Genomic DNA, 19,705 nt, shown 5'->3' on the forward strand with positions numbered 1-19,705 from the left:
ATCCTGTCTGCGTATGAGTACATGAACTACCTCCCCTGGTAGTCCAAGTTTTTGTCCGCATCCCCCGCGGGTCAGTTTTGCGTGGAAATTAACAGCCACCTATTCGAAAGTACTTGAACATCATCAGAAGGCTGCCATGAAGCACCTTACCGATCACGGAGCCGATCCCAATAAATGCCTCGTCTACTTCGTCGTCGTCCCTGACGCGGATGAAGTACGTGAGCTGTTCTACGGCGCCATGGGGTATGTGCCCAAGAAGGTTCAGCCATGAGCACATTTGCCTTCGAACTTTCTCAGCGCTTCACACGCAATGACATGTACTGGCAGCTGCTGGCCGGCCTGCAGTCGGCAGGTGTTTCCAAGACGCTGGCAAAGGCCCCTGAGACCGAGGATGTTAGTGCCGACGACCTTGCCAAACTTTTGTACTGTGCCGAGGTCTTCGTTCAAACCGAAGATGAAACCTTGCACCGTCAAGCTCAAGAGATTGCCATCCAGTCGCTGTTGGTCACTGAGGCTGGACAGGCGCGTGAGCGCGCGCTGCGTCTTCTGGGCGAGTTAGGAAACTTTCCTAGCCTGAAGTTCGCTGAGCAAAACATTGGTAGGGGCGACGAGACCCTGCTTGGGCTTGTCAATCGGCGGATATCCGAGCGGGCTAGCAGTGTCGAGATTGGAAAAGAAACTCTTGCGCTCACTGCGTATCAGCGCAGGGTTTGGCAGAGCCTGCCAGCAAAGTCTGCTCAAGTCATCACAGCGCCGACGTCGGCTGGCAAGTCCTTTCTAGTGCTCGAACACATTTGCCGGCAAGCCGAGAGCAGCGATCACTTCACTGCGGTGTACCTTACGCCGACGCGCGCTTTGCTGTCAGAGGTCGAGACCAAATTACACGCCCGATTCGGTGGGCAGACCGACATCAGAGTCTCGGCAGTTCCATCTTTAGACCAGCTTGAACGACCAAAGCAAATCTTCGTACTCACCCAAGAACGACTCAGCAGCCTGCTCTCAGTGGCTCCGGGAGGCATGTCTTTTGACATCGTGGTTGTGGACGAGGCCCAGAACATCGCTGACGACGCCAGAGGCATGATTCTTCAGGACTGTTTGGAGAGGATTGCGGAGCGATCCTCGGCAACCAAGATCATCCTGCTAGCGCCAGGCGCCGAAGGAATGCCGGCTGTGGCACGATCTTTTGGTGTCACTGACTTAGTACCGCTCTCAACCAAGCTGTCGCCGGTCCAACAGAACCGCATTGTTCTTAGTAAGGTTAAAGGCAAGCACTTCGAGCTAAACATTGCGCTTATGGGGCGCGATGGCGTTCGGATGCCAATGGGCAATGTACGGGTTGAGCATTCGCTTGAAAACAAGGCGAGCCGCCTCGCCAATGTGGCTGTTGAACTTGGCGGTAACGGCGGGTCACTCCTCTATGAGACTGGACCTCGTGAGGCCGAGAAAACTGCTGCGCTGCTTGCTACACGTCTTAAGTCAAAGCACGGGGAGCTCAGAGATGGATCGCTGGAGGAGCTGTCAACGTTCATTCAAGAGCATGTCCACCCTGAATACCAGCTCGCATCCATGGTGCGGCAAGGTGTCGCCTATCACTACGGTCGCATGCCGAGCTTGCTTCGCGAGGCGATAGAAGCTTCTTTCAAGCAAGATGCGGGCGGTGTCAAGTACCTGGTCTGTACCACTACTCTTGCCCAAGGGGTCAACCTACCGGCTCGCAACGTCTTCATCGACACACCTACTCGAGGGGCAGGCAAACCGCTAGACCCAGCTCTGCTCTGGAACTTTGCAGGCCGGGCAGGCAGGTTAAACCACGACATAGTCGGCAATGTGTTCCTCCTCAACTATGAGGAGTGGAACTCCAAGCCAATGGACCAGTTCGTGCCGTTCCGAGTCAAGCCAGCTCTCGCGGAGACTCTTGTCAACCATGGAGCATCGGTCAAGGAGGCTTTGCTCGACGGTGTGCTGCCAGCAGAGCAAATCAGCAAGCCAGAGACGTTTCGCATTCGCGCCTGTGCCGGCCTGCTGGTGGCACATGCAGCTCGAAAGGATCTCAGACCCTATCTCGCCCGCGTAATGCCGACATCGGACGACAAGGTTGTCGATGACCTTGTGTGTGCTGCGGAAAGTGCTTACGCAAGCATTGGGCTGCCGGACAATATTTTGGCGGAGAACTGGACAATTGACCCGTTCGGGCTGCGTAAACTCTACGATTTCCTCGTAGCCAAGATTGGCGAGGGTGCTGCCCAGGAGTTCATACCCGTCCCGCCGGCTGATGCGCCCAGTGGGCACTACGAGAAGATTTTCGGTCGTATGGTCGAACTGGTGACAGGCAAGTCGATTAAGTTCGGAATGCTCGCTGCCCCGTTAGCCGTCTGGTGGATGAAGGGCATGCCTTATCCGGTGATGCTAAAGCTGTGGGCCGAGCGTCGCACAAGGACGGAAGCGCGAGAAGCGGCTACAGCTAAAGCTAAAGGAAAGAAACCAGCGAAGCCGAAGACCATTAACCAACACATCTACGAAGCGTTCTCGCTCATTGAAGATGTCGTTCGATTCCAATTTGTGCAGCTTGGCAAGGCCTATCAAGACGTTTTATTACTCGCGCTGCACGCCACTGGGAACAATGCCCTAGTGCCGAAGGTCTATCCGTTCGCACTAGCCCTCGAATTAGGGGTTTCTACTGAAGCTGGGATCGCCTTCGTGGAGCTGGGGCTTTCGAGAATCGCCGCCGCAACACTTGAGGCTCTGGCTCCATCGGGCGAAATCTTGACCGCTGCCGGTGCAAGACAGTTGCTGACCGACCTGGACCCAACCAAGACAACGCTAGACCCCATCATCTTGGGAGAGTTGCGTCGGTTAGGACTTGTGGATGAGACAAAGTTCGCGAGGTCAGCGGAGGCTTGATACACCCGATCAATTGCCACGGAGGCCGCTTTGCTAGGAACGCCTTACGTTCTCAACCAATCTCATGCGAAGCACAGCGACATTTGTAGGCCTGTAGATAGCTAACGACGGAGGCAGGCCAAAGTCAGCTATCCTCGATAGTCGACAGTCCCTGACATGGAGTGACCAGCCGTACCCAGCCTCAAGCTGCCGTTGGCAGGCAACTCAGTCAAGGACTACTTCTTGACAAACTACCCTTCACGCATTGCATGCGCGCCCCTCCCCTCTCTGCCCCCCTCAAAGTAGGCAAAGCAAGAAGCAAATAAAAAAAGCCAACCTCTTAGGAGGTTGGCTTTTTTATTCAATTTGGTGGGCCTCCCGCGAGTCGAACACGGCACCAACGGATTATGAGTCCGCAGGGTATGCCCATGCATAGTTCGATGAGCCTGGAAGGGTGAGAGGGTTAAGCAGTCTGATTCGCTTCCTACGTTGCAAAACATCAAGTGAGTCCGGAATCGATTCATCTGTTCCAAAGCCGTCCAGCCTTAATTAAGCTATGTATGGGGAACAAAATGGGGAACAATCGAGTAAAAATTTCCTGTTAAATCTTTATTTCATGAGGTTTATAGGTGAAGATTCAATAGACGCCAGCGGTAGATATTTTCTCCAGGCGGTATTGCGTGGGGAGGCGGTCTTTGATGTTGGCGTAAAGACGGTGCGAACTGCGACCCACTGGGCAGCCTCGCGTCAGGTGCTGCATTTCTTGCGTTGTTTCACTGCCTGCCCCATCGTCCGCTGACTCCCTCTCACCCGGAGGCCATAACCCGCTGCTCAGTGTGAACAGGCGCATTATTGGCAGTAGGTGTGGCATCTCGCATATCTGAATGCTTCATGGATCAACGCCTCATCAGCAGTTGGGGCGACGATAAGGATGTGCTGAGAGAACACGACTGGCCAGCATGCCGGTAGACCGCTGTGGCGGCGACACTGTTGGGGCGTGTGATTCATGGGGGGCCGCATGCAAAAATGTCCCAATAGTGATGACCTATGAGTAAACTCTTGCTGATGAATTCAGCGAGGCATGTATGGATCAGATGGATGCCGGTGCAGCGTACGCAATGAGCCCACGCAGGGTGGTGTTTGCCTATATGGCCAACGGTGAGAGTCGATCAGCGGCTATCAGTGGCGACGCGCTGGAGCGTTTGACTGGCATCAAGGACCTTGCTGGAGCAGCGCAGAGCCTGGCGGCTTACAAAGCCCATTGGCAAGCGATCCACGGGCTGGCGGCGATGAAGCACGATCAGGGTCAGGAGCCTGTTGTCATCCGTGTCGCCGATATCCCCGCCCCTTAGGGCATCTAGGGCCAGGGAGGGCTTTGGGCACTCATGCACAAGCTGGCCGCCGTCCACCTGTCGTCTTGAGGATGGGTCTCCGAAATCCGGTCGTGACGGCCATTTCAATGTATGACATCGCTGTTATTGGAAAGAAGCATGCCTCTTGCTGCCGGCATCAGTGCGCTTGAAGCGTCCAAGCCGTGCGGTCTCATCCAACGACTCAGGCAACCAGCCGCCGGCTTTTGCGGCCCCTTGTCCCACACTTGCGTCTGCCTTGGTGCCTTCATTTTTTCGGACTGAATGACTGAACGTGGCAGCGATTGTGGGCTGACGCAGGATCTGCCTTGACGGAAATCTGCCCCGGCTTTCGCATCCTGCTCCTGGGCTTGCATGTCAGCCCTTTCTATCCTCGGGGCGCTGTGGGTCACAAAAGTCAGACGTTGTGGAGGCTTCGTGGAAAAGACTGTTCGATGGCGGGTAGTAAGAGTGAGTGGCTCAAGGAGTGCGGCACTTGGCGAAATCCATGAAGCGATTGCGGCTGGTACTCAAGTCGTAAGCTTGGGCGCCTGTGTTTAAAAGCGGTGCGGTTTCTGGCTGCGCGCTGCTTATAGGTCATTGATATACATTCAATGCACTCGCTATCAATTGAAATATATGTATAGTAAAAAAGTAATGTATTGAAACAAATTGTAAGATATGATTAATAAGACTCATTTGTAGGTTGGAAACATCTACGTGGTTTAAAGGCGTGGAGTAATTTAAATTGGTAGATGTGGAAAATGAAAAGCAGACGCACTATAGAGAGGTGGAGTGGCTGGGAAAGAAGTTTCCGAAGAGCGATAGAGCCATTAAGATCAGAATTCTTTTACAGCTGAATACCCTGGTATGTACGGTACTGGGAATTTTCTGGGCAATATGCTATTCATTTTTTTCCAGAATTGATCTGGCCTTTATATTTCTGGCCTTGTTTCTTGTGGGGGTTTGCTCTTATTTTTCTGCAAAGAAATTCAGCTATCACTACCTGGTGGGGATAGCGCATGCATTGCTGCTGATCGTGACAGCCATCTCTTTGATTGACAGCCCCATCGAAGACGTTCCGCGTTCTGCACATGTTTACTTTCTGCCTCTTGCGATAGGGGTGGTATTTGTCTTTAATCATAAGCATAAGTACATGGGAATCATTTTTCCCAGAATGTGCTTGATGCTGTTTGCGATATTTGGAGTGGGATTTTTGGATATGGATGTATCAAGCATATCCCCTCCGGAGAATATAAGATGGATCGGTTGTATCAGCAATTATCTGTTTTCCATGATGGTTCTCGCATGCATTCTGAAATTGCATATATCGAATATCAATGAGAAGGTGGATCTGGCATTCAGTCTGGCACAGGCTGTGTCCAATAATGAAATAGTGGTTCACTATCAGATTCAGGTTGATAAATATGGAAATCCTTTGGGTGCAGAAGCTTTGGTGCGATGGATGCACCGGGAGCGTGGCCTTTTATCCCCAGACAAATTTATTCCATTGGCAGAAGAGAGTTTTCTGATCAGAGATATTGGCCTGGAAGTTTTGCGTCAGTCCTGCGAACTGCTGCAAAAGTGGTCTGAAGATCCGTTGCTGCAGAAAAAGTACATTGCGGTGAATGTCAGTCCCGTGCAGCTCATCGATGATGGTTTTGTGTCTGATGTCATCGAGGTCGTAAAGGCTGCCGGCGTGGATCCTGGTCTGATCGAGCTTGAGCTGACGGAGTCGGCTCTGAGCATGGAAGCTGAAAAGGCAAGCTTGAAGATTCAACAGTTGAGAGACTTCGGCATCCGATGGGCTCTCGACGACTTTGGATCGGGGTTCTCATCGCTGGCCATACTGAAGTCATTGCCAGTCCAGAAAATCAAGATCGACCGGCAATTCATCAAAGATGCCAAGGCAAACGAATCTTCGAAAAACCTGCTGAAAAAGATCCTGGAGATTTCCGAGCTGATGGGGATGGAGGCGATCGTGGAGGGCGTCGAAGACCAGAGTCAGCACGCGATGCTCGTTGATCTCGGTTATGCCCAGTTTCAGGGCTACTTCTTCGGACGTCCCAAGCTGGCTTCAGATTTGACCGATTCCATCCGGTCCTCCAAAAGCTGACGGTCTGGAACGTGCATCTGACCCCCATTGCGTCAATCAGGTCGGGATCCTCGACTGCCTGGGATTGGCCTGGGCTCAGCTCCTTTTTCGGTCGTCTTTGAAGCCGGCGGGCGGTGCCCGCACAGCAGTCAGTGCGCTATGGTGGCAAGGGCGGGCGTTCCGCAGGATCAGAGCAAAGCCGGGCGGGCCTTCGACCCGTAGCGCCATCACCATTGTCTGCGGGACCCAGGGCACGGGTATCCAGCACCAGGGTGGCTGCCTGCGGACCGATACGGACCGGAATGCGTTTCTTTTGCTGCATGCCGGACCTGCTCTTTCTGTGCTATCGATGTGCACGGCCTGCCCATTGCTCTTTCGATTGAGCACGCAGTCCGGCTGTATCTGGACAGCCGTCATGAGGCGCATTCCCCATTGTCTGGCCAAGGATTCGAGCGGGGGCCGTGGGCGGCCTCCCAACCTCAGATCGCCTCTGTGTGGCGTCGCATTTGCCAATGATTGCTCTTGCCGGGCATCCTCCAGCACGGGTATGTCACCCTGCCAGCGATCGGAAATGCGGTAGAGGCTCATGTATTCTTCGATTACGGCTGCTCATTCGGTGAATGAATCCGTCGTCGGGGGCGTTTGTCAAGCGACGACCACCTGCCGGCGAACATCGTCTTACAGAGGTGTTTTCCGGGCGGCATAGGCTGTTGTCAGCAACACTTTCAGGAAGGCTGCCATGAAAGAGCTATTTGCATTGGCTGCGTGTGCCTTGATGCTGGCTGGATGTGCAACGCAGTGGCCCATCAATAGGCAAGGCGCGCTGCCGGGTCCCAACCCGGTGGAGAGAAATGCGGATGAGGATTTCCGAAACAGCGAGATCAGGGAGCCAGGTCGTCCAAGTGACCTTGATAATGACTGGAGCCGACATCCCCTACCTGATCGCGGCAATGAAGGTCATGAAAATCAGGGCAGCATCTGGCCATGGCCAGGCTCGGGATTGAGCGGCGGTCCCACGTACCCGGGAGGCCGTGGTTGGGCCTATTAGGCCGAGGGGGAGTCTTTGGCATGCCGCCCGGAATTTTCCAACCCCTGCAGACTTTCTCCCCCAAATTTCGGCATTGCGGTAAATGGGCATTTACCTGCGTATAGAGACGCCGGAGATAATGCGCTGCTCCTGAGAGCTATGGTTTTCCATGAGGAAATGAAATATTGCGGCCGCTCTGCTGTGACCTCTGAAAGCCGGCCGGTTAGTTTCAAAATGATATAGTTAAATTGCTTTTTTAAAACTGTATCAGGCCATGAGATTCAAAGCTTTTGCAGTGAGTATCGCATCGATGTGTGCTGCTTCACTTGCCTTGCAGTGTTTCGGGCAGAACGCAAATGTTGTCGCCACGGAGGTCAACAGGGCAGCTTCAGAAGCCTTGAAGATTAATCGAGAGCATGGCATGGCCGGGCTAAAGGGGATCGTGTCTGAATGCTGGCGACAGCCGCGCGATTTCTGCCTTTATCTGGACGTGGCTGCGCAGCGGATTGCTGCAAACGCCAATCGCAGCGGCACGGCTGTGGACAAGTATTTCTACACGTCGGCCGCACTGGAGCGATCCCATGGATGGCTGTCGCAGAGTGCGCGAAGCCCTGCAGCCAATGTGCAATATTTGCAGGCGGTAGAGCAGGTCATGGATAGTCTCTTGCGCTCCCATCAGGAAAAAATGACTGGCAGAGTCCCGTAGTTTTGGCGACTGCCTGCTTCAGGCCCTACGAGTTTTCTTGTCGAGCCTTTTCGCATGGCGGCCGCGACGATGGGTGCTCTTTGCAAAGCAATCCGCCGAGTGTGAACCCGGTATGTTGGGTGGCACTGCAATAACAATAGACTGTGGGGCGCCATTGAAGTGGTTGGAAATGCTGTGTGTCATGTCTTGAAAACACAAGCCTTCGCGATGTTGCGGATATCTCTCGCCTGGATTTTCTATCCGATCGCGGAATGCCATGGAAACCCGCTCCATCGCAAAAGATGTAAAGGAGACTGCCAGGGGGCGTGGAAGGTCTATCTGCAGGGCGGTGTAGCCGGGTTGGCCCGCACTGTGAGCGACCATGGCAAAGCGCCCCGTGACGTCTGCTTCACCTGGACGTTGCGTTGCAACATCTCGCGGGGGACGATGCACACGCGCACTGTGCCGGATGGTTGGTCAACGCTGCGTCCGCAGCTCGCAGGTCGCACCTGGCTCTTGCCCAGCGGCTGCAGGCCGTTGGCAAACAACCCATCTTTTGTGCAGTGGAGCCTGTGATGTGCCGCACCCTGTTCGCACATCGATATAAGAGGTCCGAAGGCAGGCGCGGGTGCCGGCGGATATCCACGATCAGGCATACGAAATGGGTAGGCAAACAGGTGGGTCAACAAGAACTTACAAGCGCGAGGCGTGTCAGTACTAGCCTCATAGACTTCATCTTCTCAAGGGGTTGTCATGAAAGCGCTACTTCTGATAGGTGCAGTGGCCAGCATGCTGGCGGGATGCTCGATGATGCCGGGGCGTGATTCGGGCTCGATGCCGGCCCAGGGCGCCAGTCAGCCCATGGGGTCCATGAGCATGGGCGCAGACAGTGATCGCTGGATGTTCGGTCGCAACATGCAGCCGTGGACCGGCGGAGACGGTCCATTCTTTGTGCGCAGCAATATGTAGTGGGATCGCAGGTTGCTGCGCGGTTGCACGGGGTTTTTTCAGGCCCAGTCAGGCTGTCATCCATAGCCTTCGGGAGGCATGTCCGGGCCCGCAAACGCGTCAGACAGCGTCTCGATCGGTAGGGACGGCTCACCGGCCTGTGCCCGAGGACTGGCCGGTCGGGCCCCTCCCATGCAGGGGGCTGCAATGAGCATCAGGTCTTCAAGAGTCCTGGTCGTGGGGGCTTCGAGATGTCTGCGATCGGAATGGGGTCGGTTGCTTTGAGGTCTGCCATGGAACGGGGATGAGGGTCATCTCCATGGCGGCACCGATCAGGCAGAAGAACCCGATCAGGCTCCATTGCCCAGTGAAGGGCGATCGCCCGCGTTGCTTCGAGCAAGGGGCAGCGCAAGCGCGTGGGCGTGTAATTGCCGCCATCTCACAGGCCTCCATGCATTCCCCCGCGCCGCACGAGGATCTCATCGATAGACTGTTGATCGGTATGGGGGATGAGATCTTGCGTGGGCAAAGAAAAAGCCCGCAGCAAACGCCTGCGGGCTCGAATAAAGAGCCGGTGACCTTTCGGGTCTGCCTGGGGAATGGGTAAGAGAGGGAGGGAGGAGAGACGCCCAGGCCCGGCGAATGGAGGTATTTTTCACTGTGTCACCTTTACAAAGGCTTAAAGATGGTGACTTGTGCCATGCGCATTGACGTGGCCGTGCTCGAAGGTCGATCGGGGGGCACTGCCGCCACGATGCGCAGGCCGCGTCGAGTCTGGATTGACACACCTGCCTGAGTGGGCGCTCCGGATGGTTCTCTCGTTTCGCGCAAGAAGCCACCAGGTGGGCGGCGTCACGAGGTATCCGCTGCGTCCGGTTCGTTGCGCTCCATCCAAAAACCTTGCCGTAAACACGCTCACCAGCGGGAGAGGGTCACCGAGGAGCCCGGCGTGACTCCTTCCAGCGACGACAGGATCTATGCCGGCCAAGCAGCTGACTTCAAAAGGAAGTGGGGCACCTTGACTGCAGCAAAACAGAAAAGCAGCTGTGATCAGATGCAGCGCTAGCCACGCCCTGACTCCTGCATGTCTGCCCGCCTCGGCCGGCTACTCGCAGGCCTTCAGCTGTTGCACGGCTGTGCGTTGCACCGACGCCCTCTCAATAGCCTTCGACCAAAGGCATTTCCGTCCCATCGACCGCAATCATCACGCCCGTGGTGTTGGTGTCGATTTCAATGGGGACGCCCCAGAGTTCGTTGGGCTTGCCGAAGGAGTTGATGTGATTGAACTGTCGCAGCTCTTCAGGTGGCATCTTGATGAGCCTGGGGTAGGCGTTGTCGTAGGCCTTCCAGTGCCTCAGAAACGTCTGGCAAACGCGCTTGTGGATCGTGTGGATCGGTGATTCATCGGTCATGGCGGGATTGTCTCAGAGGAGGCTGCATCTGCTCATTTGTGAGCAACTGCAGACTGCCGCCAGCCGCTTTCCATCCGCACAGCATTTGTCCCTCAGACCTGCATCCGCCGAGACATTTCACATAATTATTCAACAATAATTGTATTATTGAATAATGAAAGAAGATCAAGTGATTCGTTCCCTGTCCGCGCTCGCCCATGAGGCACGTCTGCGCGTCTTTCGCGCGCTGGTGGTTGCGGGGCCGGCGGGGCTGACGCCCGGCGCCTTGGCGGAGCAGTTGGGTATCGCTTCCAATGCCCTGTCATTTCATCTGAAGGAGCTGTCCCGCGCTGAGCTTGTGAGTCCGAAGAGAGTAGGCCGAAATGTGTGGTACAGCGCGGCGTTCCCCGTCATGAATGGCCTGCTCGCCTATCTCACCGAAAACTGCTGCCAGGGTGCAGCCTGCTCCCCAGAGGCCGCCGCTTTATGCCGGTGCTGACGTGGCTGTTGCGACGAGCAGTTCAATGTTGATGACGGCCATCCTGATTTTCATCTTCACTCTGACGCTGGTCATCTGGCAGCCGCGCGGTCTTGGTATTGGCTGGAGCGCCTCCGCTGGGGCCGGTATCGCGCTGCTGTTGGGCGTCGTGCACTTCGCTGATATGGGGGTGGTCTGGCATCTCGTCTGGAATGCCACGGCGACCTTTGTCGCCGTCATCATCATCAGCCTTTTGCTCGATGAGGCCGGTTTCTTCGAATGGGCTGCCTTGCACTTTGCCAGCTGGGGTGGCCGCAGCGGAGTCAAGCTGTTTGCTTTCATCGTGCTGCTGGGGGCCGCCGTATCGGCGCTGTTCGCCAATGACGGAGCTGCGCTGATTCTCACGCCTATCGTGATGGCCATTCTGGTGGCGCTGGGCTTTTCTCCGGCGGCAACGCTGGCGTTTGTCATGGCCGCCGGATTTATTGCCGACACGGCGAGCCTGCCGCTGATCGTCTCCAATCTGGTGAATATCGTGTCTGCCGACTTTTTCAAGATCGGCTTCGACGACTACGCATCGGTGATGGTGCCGGTCAACATCGCCTCGGTCCTGATCAGCCTCGGAGTGCTGCTGCTGTTTTTCCGACACGATATTCCTGCCACCTACGATGTGGCCCAGCTCAAACAGCCGTCGGCTGCGATCAAGGATGTGGCCACCTTCCAGGCTGGCTGGGTCGTGCTGGTCTTGCTTCTGGTCGGCTTCTTCGCGCTGGAGCCCCTGGGGGTCCCTGTCAGTGCGGTGGCCGCCGTGGGCGCTGCGATTTTGCTCGCGGTGGCTGCGCGTGGCCATGTCATCAGCACCAGGAAGGTGCTTCATGGCGCGCCGTGGCAGATCGTGGTGTTCTCACTGGGGATGTACCTGGTGGTCTATGGGCTGCGCAACGCGGGCCTTACGGATTACATCGCCATGTTGCTGAACCAGTTTGCAGTTGGCGGCGTTTGGACCGCTTCACTGGGCACAGGCGTGCTGTCTGCGGTGCTGTCCTCCATCATGAACAACATGCCCACGGTCTTGATCGTGGCCTTGTCGATCGATGCATCCACGGCCAGCGGGGCGGTCAAGGAGGCCATGGTCTACGCCAATGTGATTGGCTGCGATCTCGGCCCCAAGATCACGCCGATTGGCAGCCTGGCCACGCTCCTGTGGCTGCATGTGCTCGCCAGGAAGGGCACAACCATTGGCTGGGGCGGCTACTTCAAAGTCGGTGCGGTGCTGACCATGCCCGTGCTGCTCATTACACTTGCAGCGCTGGCCTTGCGGCTCAGCGTGGCGTCTTGAATCTTTGCAACCGAAATCTACGCTATGAGCGACATCACGATCTACCACAACCCTGCTTGCGGTACCTCTCGCAATGCTCTGGCCCTGATCCGCAACAGCGGGGAAGAGCCCACGGTCATTGAGTACCTCAAGACACCACCTGATCGCGCCACGCTGGTGGGCCTGATCCAAGCCTTGGGCATGCCGGTGCGCGCTGTGTTGCGCCAAAAAGGCACGCCATATGACGAGTTGGGTCTGGGCGCGCCCAAATGGACGGACGAGCAATTGATTGATTTCATGCTCCAGCACCCCATCCTGATCAATCGTCCGATTGTGGTGAGCCCTCTGGGAACCCGCCTGTGCCGCCCCTCCGAGGTTGTGCTGGATATCCTGCCGCAGCCACAACAGGCCGCGTTCTCCAAAGAAGACGGGCAAGTTGTCATTGACTCGAAAGGAAATCGAATTGGCAAGCGCTGATCTACCGAACCTCGACGAACAAGCCTTTGAAAGGCCCAGCCTGGAAGGCCTGTTGCCCGCACAACGTGCTGCGCATGCGCCGCGTATTCTGCTGTTGTATGGCTCGGTTCGCGATCGCTCCTATAGCCGGCTGTTGACCGAAGAGGCGGCACGCTTGCTGCGCAGGATGGGCGCCGAGACCAGGATCTACGATCCGCGCGGTCTGCCTCTGCCCGATGGCGCGCCTGAGGATCACTCCAAGGTCCAGGAGCTGCGCGAACTGGCGCAATGGGCCGAGGGCATGGTCTGGACGTCTCCCGAGCGTCACGGTGCGATGAGCAGTATTCTCAAGGCGCAGATTGACTGGATTCCTTTGTCCGTGGGTGCGATACGACCGACACAAGGCAAGACATTGGCGGTGATGCAAGTCTCGGGCGGCTCGCAGTCGTTCAATGCGGTCAACCAGATGCGGGTGCTGGGCCGCTGGATGCGGATGATCACCGTGCCCAATCAGTCCTCCGTGGCCAAGGCATTCACCGAGTTCGATGAGGCTGGCCGGATGAAGCCGTCGTCGTATTACGATCGGGTCGTGGACGTCATGGAAGAGCTCGTCAAGTTCACTCTGATGACGCGGGACTGTGCGGGCTATCTGGTAAATCGCTATAGCGAGCGCTGTGAAAGTGCGGAAGAGCTGTCCCAACGAGTCCACCAGCGAAGCATCTGAGCGATACCCGCTTAGACAAAAGGCCTTGGATTTCTCAACCCAAGGCCTTGAATCGTTTGGTCGGAGCGGCGGGATTCGAACTCGCGACCCTCTGCTCCCAAAGCAGATGCGCTACCAGGCTGCGCTACGCTCCGAAGGGAGTTAATGTAGCGCTAAATTGATCGCGGAAATTCGAAATTCCAGTTTCTGCAGGGTGCAAAGTGATATTTCGGGCACTTCGTGGACGCAAGCATTGGCTCGTTTGTTGCTGCAACCCCTTGTTGCCCCTGTTCTGGTTCCTGCTGCAGAAATCGCACCGATTTCGCACCGACGCCTTGGAAAACGCTTGGAACAAGTGCGACATGCTGGTTCCATTCCCGCGAGACTCATCACTCTCCGCCCACGCAACCAGCAAAGCCGGGTTGTTGCAGCCAGACTGGCGTAGCTCAGCTGGATAGAGCAGCAGCCTTCTAAGCTCACCTCACAATCCAGCGCAAAAGCGGGTTCCCCGAGGCTTTATGCTCGGCTTTGCTGTATGCATCAACGATGCGGAAGTGCTGCCGCATAAGCCATTGCGGAGCAACCGGGATGCATTCGGTGACGGTCCTCCAACTTTTGAAGTTTGGCGGGCCAGGTTGCCGCATCGCAGACGGCAAACGAGCCATCGCTGTCATCCGCGCTTTGAGGATCGCTGCCAGGCATGCGGCGATTGCTGTGGCTCATGGCTGCGTCGTGACCTATCTCTCAGCCATCAGCAGCCAAGATCATGATCGTGACGAAGTCACTCCTGTCATAGGCAAGGCAACAACGAAGCGATGCCCCCTGGGGGCATCGCTTCGTTGTTGCTTATTCTGGCCGGGATGGCCTTCAGATCGAGTTTGCTGATTGTGCCGTACCGACGACTAGCGGCTCCAGCCGATCAATCATTCTCCAGGACACTTCCTGGCGTCCATGAGATGCTCTATTGAACCGGATGACGGTCGTACCAGCACTCATGTTTGAGAGAGGATTTCTGGATCCTTCTCGAGGCCTTGGGAAGCGACCGTATTTCCGGTTTGGGCCTGCCAGGGTTTTCCGGGGGACATCAAGCGATGCGAGCCAACCGCAGATCCGGCCAACCGACCGCTGCCCGCATCGTGGGCCTGCAGCTTGAAGCCGGCCACCACTTCGGCCAGCTGGTGCGCCTGCTGCTGCAGCGACTGCGCCGCTGCGGTGGCCTGTTCCACCAGAGCGGCGTTCTGCTGTGTGCTCTGGTCCATCTGGGTAACGGCGCTGCCGACCTCGGCAATGCCCCGGCTCTGCTCCTGGCTGGCATTGCTGATTTCGGCCACGATGGCCGTGACGCGGTTGACACTGTCCACCACGTCCTGCATGGTGGTGCCCGCCTCATGCACCAGGCGGCTGCCCGAGCTGACTTGGCTCACGGAATCGTCGATCAACGCCTTGATTTCCTTGGCGGCCTCGGCCGAGCGCTGCGCCAGCTGACGCACTTCGGCCGCCACCACGGCAAAGCCGCGGCCTTGCTCGCCAGCGCGCGCGGCCTCCACAGCCGCATTCAGCGCCAGGATGTTGGTCTGGAAGGCGATGGAGTCGATGACCTGGATGATGTCCACGATACGGCGCGCCGAGGCCTCGATGCCGCCCATGGTCTGCACCACCTGGCCCACCACGGCACCGCCTTGTGTGGCCACTTCGGAGGCATTGCTCGCCAGCTCGCTGGCTTGGCGTGCGCTGGCCGCGTTCTGCTGAACAGTGGCAGTGAGCTGCTCCATAGCGGCAGCGGTCTCTTCGAGCGAGCTGGCCTGCTGCTCGGTGCGCGAGGACAGGTCTTGGTTGCCGCTGGCGATCTCGCTGGTGGCAATCCGCACTGACTCCGAGGATTGGCGGATGCGCAGCAGCACGGCGGCTATCTTGTCGGTGAAATGGTTGAAGGCCGTGGCGATCTGGGTCAGTTCGTCCTTGCCCGCGGTATCCAGGCGCCGCGTCAGATCGCCTTCACCCGAGGCAATATCCTCCAGCGCATCGCGCACGACGAAGAGGCGGCGCAGTAGACGGTTCACGCTGGCCGACAGCAGCGCCACGGCCACCGCCACGCACAGCGCCGCGATCAGCATCTCCATCTGCAGCAGCTGGCGTGCAGCGGCCGTCGCTTCGGCTTTGTCCACGGCCACGCCCAGCAGCCAGGGCGTGCCGTCCACCCGCGACGCATAGACCAATTGCGTTGCGCCATTCACGTCCACTTCGGCGCTGCCGCCGTCCTGCGCCAGTTTCTGCAGCAGCCCGCCATCAAGCTGCGGCGCGATGCCGGTGGAGGGCTTCATGACCAGTTCCGCCTTGGCATAGGCCAGGATGTTGGACTGCCCGTCCAGCAGGAAGGCAAAGCTCTTGCCAGTGGCGTGGATGGAGTTCACCTTGCGCGTCACGGTATCCAGATGCATGTCTGTCCCAACCACGGCCGTGTACTGGCCGGCCGGCCCCACGGGCTCGACGAAGCTGATCGTCAGCTTGCCGGTGCTGGCATCGATATAGGGAGGTGTGACGCCGGGCCTGCCGGCCTGGACGGCCTGCTTGTACCAGGGGCGCTCCGTACCGACATAGTTCTCTGGCATGGGGTGGGAGAACACATGGGCACCGCTGGCGTAGACGAAATAAGTGTCGTCGAAACCGCCGGCCTGCTTGGCCGCCAGCAGAAAGGGCACGGGCTCCTGCTTACCCACGGCCTGCTGCAGCGAGCTGGTGATGCGCTGCTTGTCTCGCACCCACTCGGCCAGATCATTGGCATGCAGCTTCGTGAGCTGGCTGATGCGCTCGTCGAGCGAACGCTCGGTACCGCTGCGCACCGAGAAAAAGGTGGAGAGCGCCAGGGCAAGCAGCGAGAGTGTGGTGATGGCTACACAGATTCCGATCAGGCGAGCGCGCAGGCTATTTAACATGAAAACAATTCCACAAAGCGTAATATTTTGTGGGAAGTCAATGTACATTGATTCAGGTAATGGAAATTTCTTCGCGAGGGAGGCAATTTCCCTAAGACCGTTCAATGGCTCTCATGGCGGCAGCGCTATCAGTCACGTCACTCACAGACATGCACTGACGACAAGAAGCAGACCGCCAGGATTGAGTGGTAGCAAGTCGAACTGGCTGCAGCCCGCAAGACTATCGTGAAGCTGCCGTCTGGGACAGGCGGCCTTCAACGACCGGTGTTGGCGGTCGCTGCCGTTCAGGCACCGGATCGTGAATGGCTCGGTTCAGTCTGATGCAGACCCCGGTCGGAGCACCCGCAAGGACTGCTTTGGGTCGATAGTGTGAGCGCGGTAAAGCGCCAGGAAGCAGGCACCGAGACACGCGAACCATTTCGGAAAGGTCAGGTGCCAGCGGGCTCCACGAACTGGTGCTATCGGCCACAATCGGACGCTCGCGGCGGACTGCTTCGCATTAAGCTGGCCGTATTCCGAGGTAATGCATGCATCAACGAATCACACTCAACGTCGGATATGACCAGCCGCAAGAGGCGTGGGACGCTGTAATGGCCGCCTACAGAGCTATGCCTGGCTGGATTGAATCAGACGATATGCCGCATTGGTTCGGAACTGAAAGTGATGAGAGGTACGTGATGGCGTCCGTGGAGCCCAGTGGGATCGTGCTTGAGGGAAAAATGGAGGCCTTTGAGTGGGAGCACTGGGTCGCAGACCTGTGCACTCGGCTCTCAATTGTCCTCGGTCGCCCTGTTGGAGACGCGGAGAGCTAACCGGGGGGGAGCTACGCGCCTATTTATCGAGGCGGGGCAACGGCTACAAAGGGTCAAACAATGACAGCCGCAACCGGCCAGAAACAGCCATACTCTGATCAGAATAGACAGCTTTATTTTGTCCAGCCATATGCCTTTGCCAACTCCCATTACTGTCCAGAGTCACCCCTCTTTCCTGACCGTCTATATGTGTTGGGGTATGGCAGTGTTTGGCTTATTGCTGGGATTCTTGCATACCGAAAACCTGATCATGGCGGTGGTTTTTTCGGGAGTCGGCTTGATACTTTTCTGGAATAAGTTGATTGCAAGCCGGCGACAAGTCACGTTAAATGCATCTAGTGGTCAAGTGACCATTTTGAGCGTCTCAGCCTTCTTTAAGCCAAAGCAGTGCTCCTATCCTCTAGAGATGTTTGGCTCAGTTCAGTCATACGTCCTGCAAGGCAAGAGTCCCGTCAACCGCGTAGAACTGCTCACTAAGACCGGGGGCGAGGCATTGTTGCTTGCTCTATTCGAACCGGCAAATGTTGCCCCTTCGTTCTTCTCTTTCCCGGCAGACGGGGAAAACAAGAGCGCAGAGCGCCTCCGGCAAGAGATCGCTGGTCAGTTAGGGCTTCTTGATCGAGGTTTTCTCGGAAACAGGATGTTCGGCGTGCAACTAAAAGACTGTTGTGGATGCTCAGTTGCCAAAGGATGAGCTTGAATGGCGGCAGGGGATCGGTCAGCGACGGTCCCAGATCGGCCAGAAGCGGTCCTTGGCCGTAGGTTGCCGCAGCGAAGAGTGGCGGCAAGTGGAAAGCTTCTCTGTCTTACTTGCCGCCGCAGTACATGAGCGTGTTACATACGACGACTTGATTGAATGTAATGGCCAGGAGAACAGAACACAAAGCCGCCATGGTTGTGGCAAGTGATCCTAGGTTGGCTTCACGATTCTGAATGTATAGGGCAATCCCTGCACCTGCCAGTGCACCTGGCAGTGTGAACAAATAGCCCAGCCATGCCATGGAGTCTGGATGCAGGCGCGTAAGAGCCCAGATACCGAATGCAGCCAAATAAATGGTCATTCCAAAGGCAATACCAGCAATGACGGCAGAGCGGGGTTTGCACATAGAAACCAGCGCGAGCACGGCGAAGTGAGGCCCCCAGTACCAAGCCATGTTGCCCAAAACGTAGTTCTTGGGGGAAAGCAGGAAGGCCACAGCTAAACCTGAGATGCATGCTGCCACTGCGATATGACGCTCAAAGCGGCGAGAGGTTTCAAGAGGCATGGAGCACCCGCTGGTACGTCTTACTTTTCAAGAGTTCGGAAACAATCGCATATCCCCCTTGCTTTCCACTGAAGATTTAGCTCAAGTGCATTTGCTTAATCCGGTTGGTGGCGCGATTCAATACCGGAATGCCTGCAGTCGATTTGCGACAGTCACAGATCGGCTGTGGATTCATTCCATCATTGGTCTTTGACGACTCACAACAAGCTCCAATCTTGAAATTTTTAGGTTTTTCTGAAATTTTTGTTTGCGATTGCTTACTGCCATAAATACGGATATGGTCATTTTTATAAGAGCGACGAGTCAAACCTTTTTGGCCTGTAGCGCTTATGTGCCGTACGGTAACAGCTCTTACCTTGTTCGTATTGCTTTGACCGCCCCGCCCCCTATTCACCAGCGTTGGGTCTAATCTGGCGCTTAAGCCAACCCGCCTACGCCGGTATTTCATAAGATCTCACAAGCAATGCTCTCTCCCGGCGAACAACCTCGAACGCGTCCCCTGAGCCTTCGAAGAGTCTTCCTCCTACTTTGCTTGTGTGCTGGCATTGCCGGCTTGTTGTTGTCGCAGGCAGGGAACTTGAGGGAGTACAAGCGGTACTTCACGGAAGCTCGCAAACCTGCATCGCTCGATATCTCGGCACTATCCGAGGAGTGGACAGAACGCCGTCTCAAGGAGCACTTCAGCGGCTATCCCGTCAGTTGCTATCCCTATCGAGGCCCCCTCGCAGTGCAACATGTCTGTGCTGTGGAGGTCAGTTCGACGAATGGCGTTCCCACTCTCTACATGTCGTTCTTCTTTGCGGGCGGTCTTCTTGACCAAGTCTCGATCAACGTCCCGTGGTGGTCCCATCAAGCAGCCTACAAGCACCTCGTCACATCGCTCGGGTCACCGCCCGCTTCCCAGTTTCTTCCCCGTAGTGGGGTCCGTTTGCACGGCTGGCAGCTTGGCAACGGCTCGGCCGTCTTTCTCAATCGCGACCGCCCCATGAACCCGCTGCAGTGGAATGCAATCTACTGGCGTAGTTCGACTGGATGCAAACATGAAGGCTGCTTCCGCGAGTAAGCCTGCCAATTCATTCAAGCCGACGCCGCTTCGCGGCAAGGCTTAGCTAAGGCGTCAGTGCCTAGACTGTCCGCTCAGGGCCGATCTGCGACTGTCGCAGACCGACCCAGAGCCGTCACCCGGTCCAGGATCGTGTCAAACGTCTTCCCAAGCTCTGCTTTCAGATGGCGCAGGAAAATGAGCTGGCGTCGCTGACCTACCGGGGCTCCGACGTCTCCCCGGAATTGAGTAGCAGGTGAGCTTGGAGTCCAATCCCATGCAACAGGAGATTGGACGTGAAGAAGAGATTTACGGAAGAACAG

14 protein-coding genes and 1 tRNA gene are annotated in these 19,705 nt (G+C 56.6%); 11 read left to right on the forward strand and 4 right to left on the reverse strand.

The features are described 5' to 3' along the window. Window positions 1-136 precede the first annotated feature (136 nt). From E2583_RS05310 to E2583_RS05335, 6 genes are all read left to right on the forward strand, one after another. Window positions 137-271: a hypothetical protein gene (locus E2583_RS05310; RefSeq protein WP_291593779.1), complete on the forward strand. Its 135-nt coding sequence runs from the start codon at window positions 137-139 to the stop codon at window positions 269-271. Then, the gene (locus E2583_RS05315) at window positions 268-2,901 is read left to right on the forward strand and encodes a DEAD/DEAH box helicase (RefSeq protein WP_291593781.1); all 2,634 of its coding nucleotides are present in this window, start codon (window positions 268-270) and stop codon (window positions 2,899-2,901) included. The genes E2583_RS05310 and E2583_RS05315 overlap by 4 nt, the downstream gene beginning before the upstream one ends. A gap of 1,064 nt (window positions 2,902-3,965) precedes the next feature. After that, window positions 3,966-4,232 (forward strand): DUF1488 family protein, encoded by a 267-nt coding sequence (locus E2583_RS05320; RefSeq protein ID WP_291593783.1) that lies wholly within the window; start codon window positions 3,966-3,968, stop codon window positions 4,230-4,232. Window positions 4,233-4,986: 754 nt separating this feature from the next. Then, window positions 4,987-6,345 carry an EAL domain-containing protein gene (locus E2583_RS05325; RefSeq protein WP_291593785.1) on the forward strand — a complete coding sequence of 453 codons (1,359 nt, stop codon included), beginning with the start codon at window positions 4,987-4,989 and terminating at the stop codon, window positions 6,343-6,345. 1,280 nt (window positions 6,346-7,625) lie between these two features. After that, window positions 7,626-8,057 carry a hypothetical protein gene (locus E2583_RS05330; RefSeq protein WP_291593786.1) on the forward strand — a complete coding sequence of 144 codons (432 nt, stop codon included), beginning with the start codon at window positions 7,626-7,628 and terminating at the stop codon, window positions 8,055-8,057. 732 nt (window positions 8,058-8,789) lie between these two features. Continuing rightward, window positions 8,790-9,005 (forward strand): hypothetical protein, encoded by a 216-nt coding sequence (locus E2583_RS05335; RefSeq protein WP_291593788.1) that lies wholly within the window; start codon window positions 8,790-8,792, stop codon window positions 9,003-9,005. A gap of 1,136 nt (window positions 9,006-10,141) precedes the next feature. Here the strand turns inward: E2583_RS05335 and E2583_RS05340 are convergent. Then, window positions 10,142-10,396, reverse strand: a complete 255-nt coding sequence (locus tag E2583_RS05340; protein ID WP_291593789.1) for a hypothetical protein — start codon at window positions 10,394-10,396, stop codon at window positions 10,142-10,144. A 154-nt stretch (window positions 10,397-10,550) separates the two neighbouring features. On the opposite strand from E2583_RS05340, the gene E2583_RS05345 reads away from it, so the two are divergent. The 4 genes from E2583_RS05345 to arsH are packed head-to-tail and all read left to right on the forward strand — an operon-like array spanning window position 10,551 to window position 13,351. After that, complete coding sequence (locus E2583_RS05345) at window positions 10,551-10,874, forward strand: helix-turn-helix transcriptional regulator (RefSeq protein WP_291593790.1); 324 nt, start codon at window positions 10,551-10,553, stop codon at window positions 10,872-10,874. Between the two features lie 28 nt (window positions 10,875-10,902). After that, window positions 10,903-12,192 carry an arsenic transporter gene (locus E2583_RS05350; RefSeq protein ID WP_291593801.1) on the forward strand — a complete coding sequence of 430 codons (1,290 nt, stop codon included), beginning with the start codon at window positions 10,903-10,905 and terminating at the stop codon, window positions 12,190-12,192. 24 nt (window positions 12,193-12,216) lie between these two features. Continuing rightward, on the forward strand, window positions 12,217-12,648 hold the full coding sequence (gene arsC, locus E2583_RS05355) for an arsenate reductase (glutaredoxin) (RefSeq protein WP_291593792.1): 432 nt from the start codon (window positions 12,217-12,219) through the stop codon (window positions 12,646-12,648). Continuing rightward, the gene (gene arsH, locus E2583_RS05360; RefSeq protein ID WP_291593794.1) at window positions 12,635-13,351 is read left to right on the forward strand and encodes an arsenical resistance protein ArsH; all 717 of its coding nucleotides are present in this window, start codon (window positions 12,635-12,637) and stop codon (window positions 13,349-13,351) included. Before arsC ends, arsH begins: the two co-directional genes overlap by 14 nt. 57 nt (window positions 13,352-13,408) lie before the next feature. Here the strand turns inward: arsH and E2583_RS05365 are convergent. After that, window positions 13,409-13,485: transfer RNA gene (locus tag E2583_RS05365), tRNA-Pro, on the reverse strand. Between the two features lie 837 nt (window positions 13,486-14,322). Continuing rightward, on the reverse strand, window positions 14,323-16,263 hold the full coding sequence (locus tag E2583_RS05370; protein ID WP_291593795.1) for a methyl-accepting chemotaxis protein: 1,941 nt from the start codon (window positions 16,261-16,263) through the stop codon (window positions 14,323-14,325). A gap of 1,011 nt (window positions 16,264-17,274) precedes the next feature. Between E2583_RS05370 and E2583_RS05375 the strand changes: the two genes are divergently transcribed. Continuing rightward, window positions 17,275-17,769, forward strand: coding sequence for a hypothetical protein (locus E2583_RS05375; RefSeq protein ID WP_291593797.1), 495 nt, complete (start codon window positions 17,275-17,277; stop codon window positions 17,767-17,769). 112 nt (window positions 17,770-17,881) lie between these two features. Here E2583_RS05375 and E2583_RS05380 read toward each other — a convergent pair whose 3' ends face one another. Next, window positions 17,882-18,340, reverse strand: coding sequence for a hypothetical protein (locus E2583_RS05380; protein WP_291593799.1), 459 nt, complete (start codon window positions 18,338-18,340; stop codon window positions 17,882-17,884). Window positions 18,341-19,705: the final 1,365 nt, after the last annotated feature.

The sequence above is a fragment of the Comamonas sp. genome, assembly GCF_009360615.1.
GTDB lineage: Bacteria > Pseudomonadota > Gammaproteobacteria > Burkholderiales > Burkholderiaceae_C > Comamonas.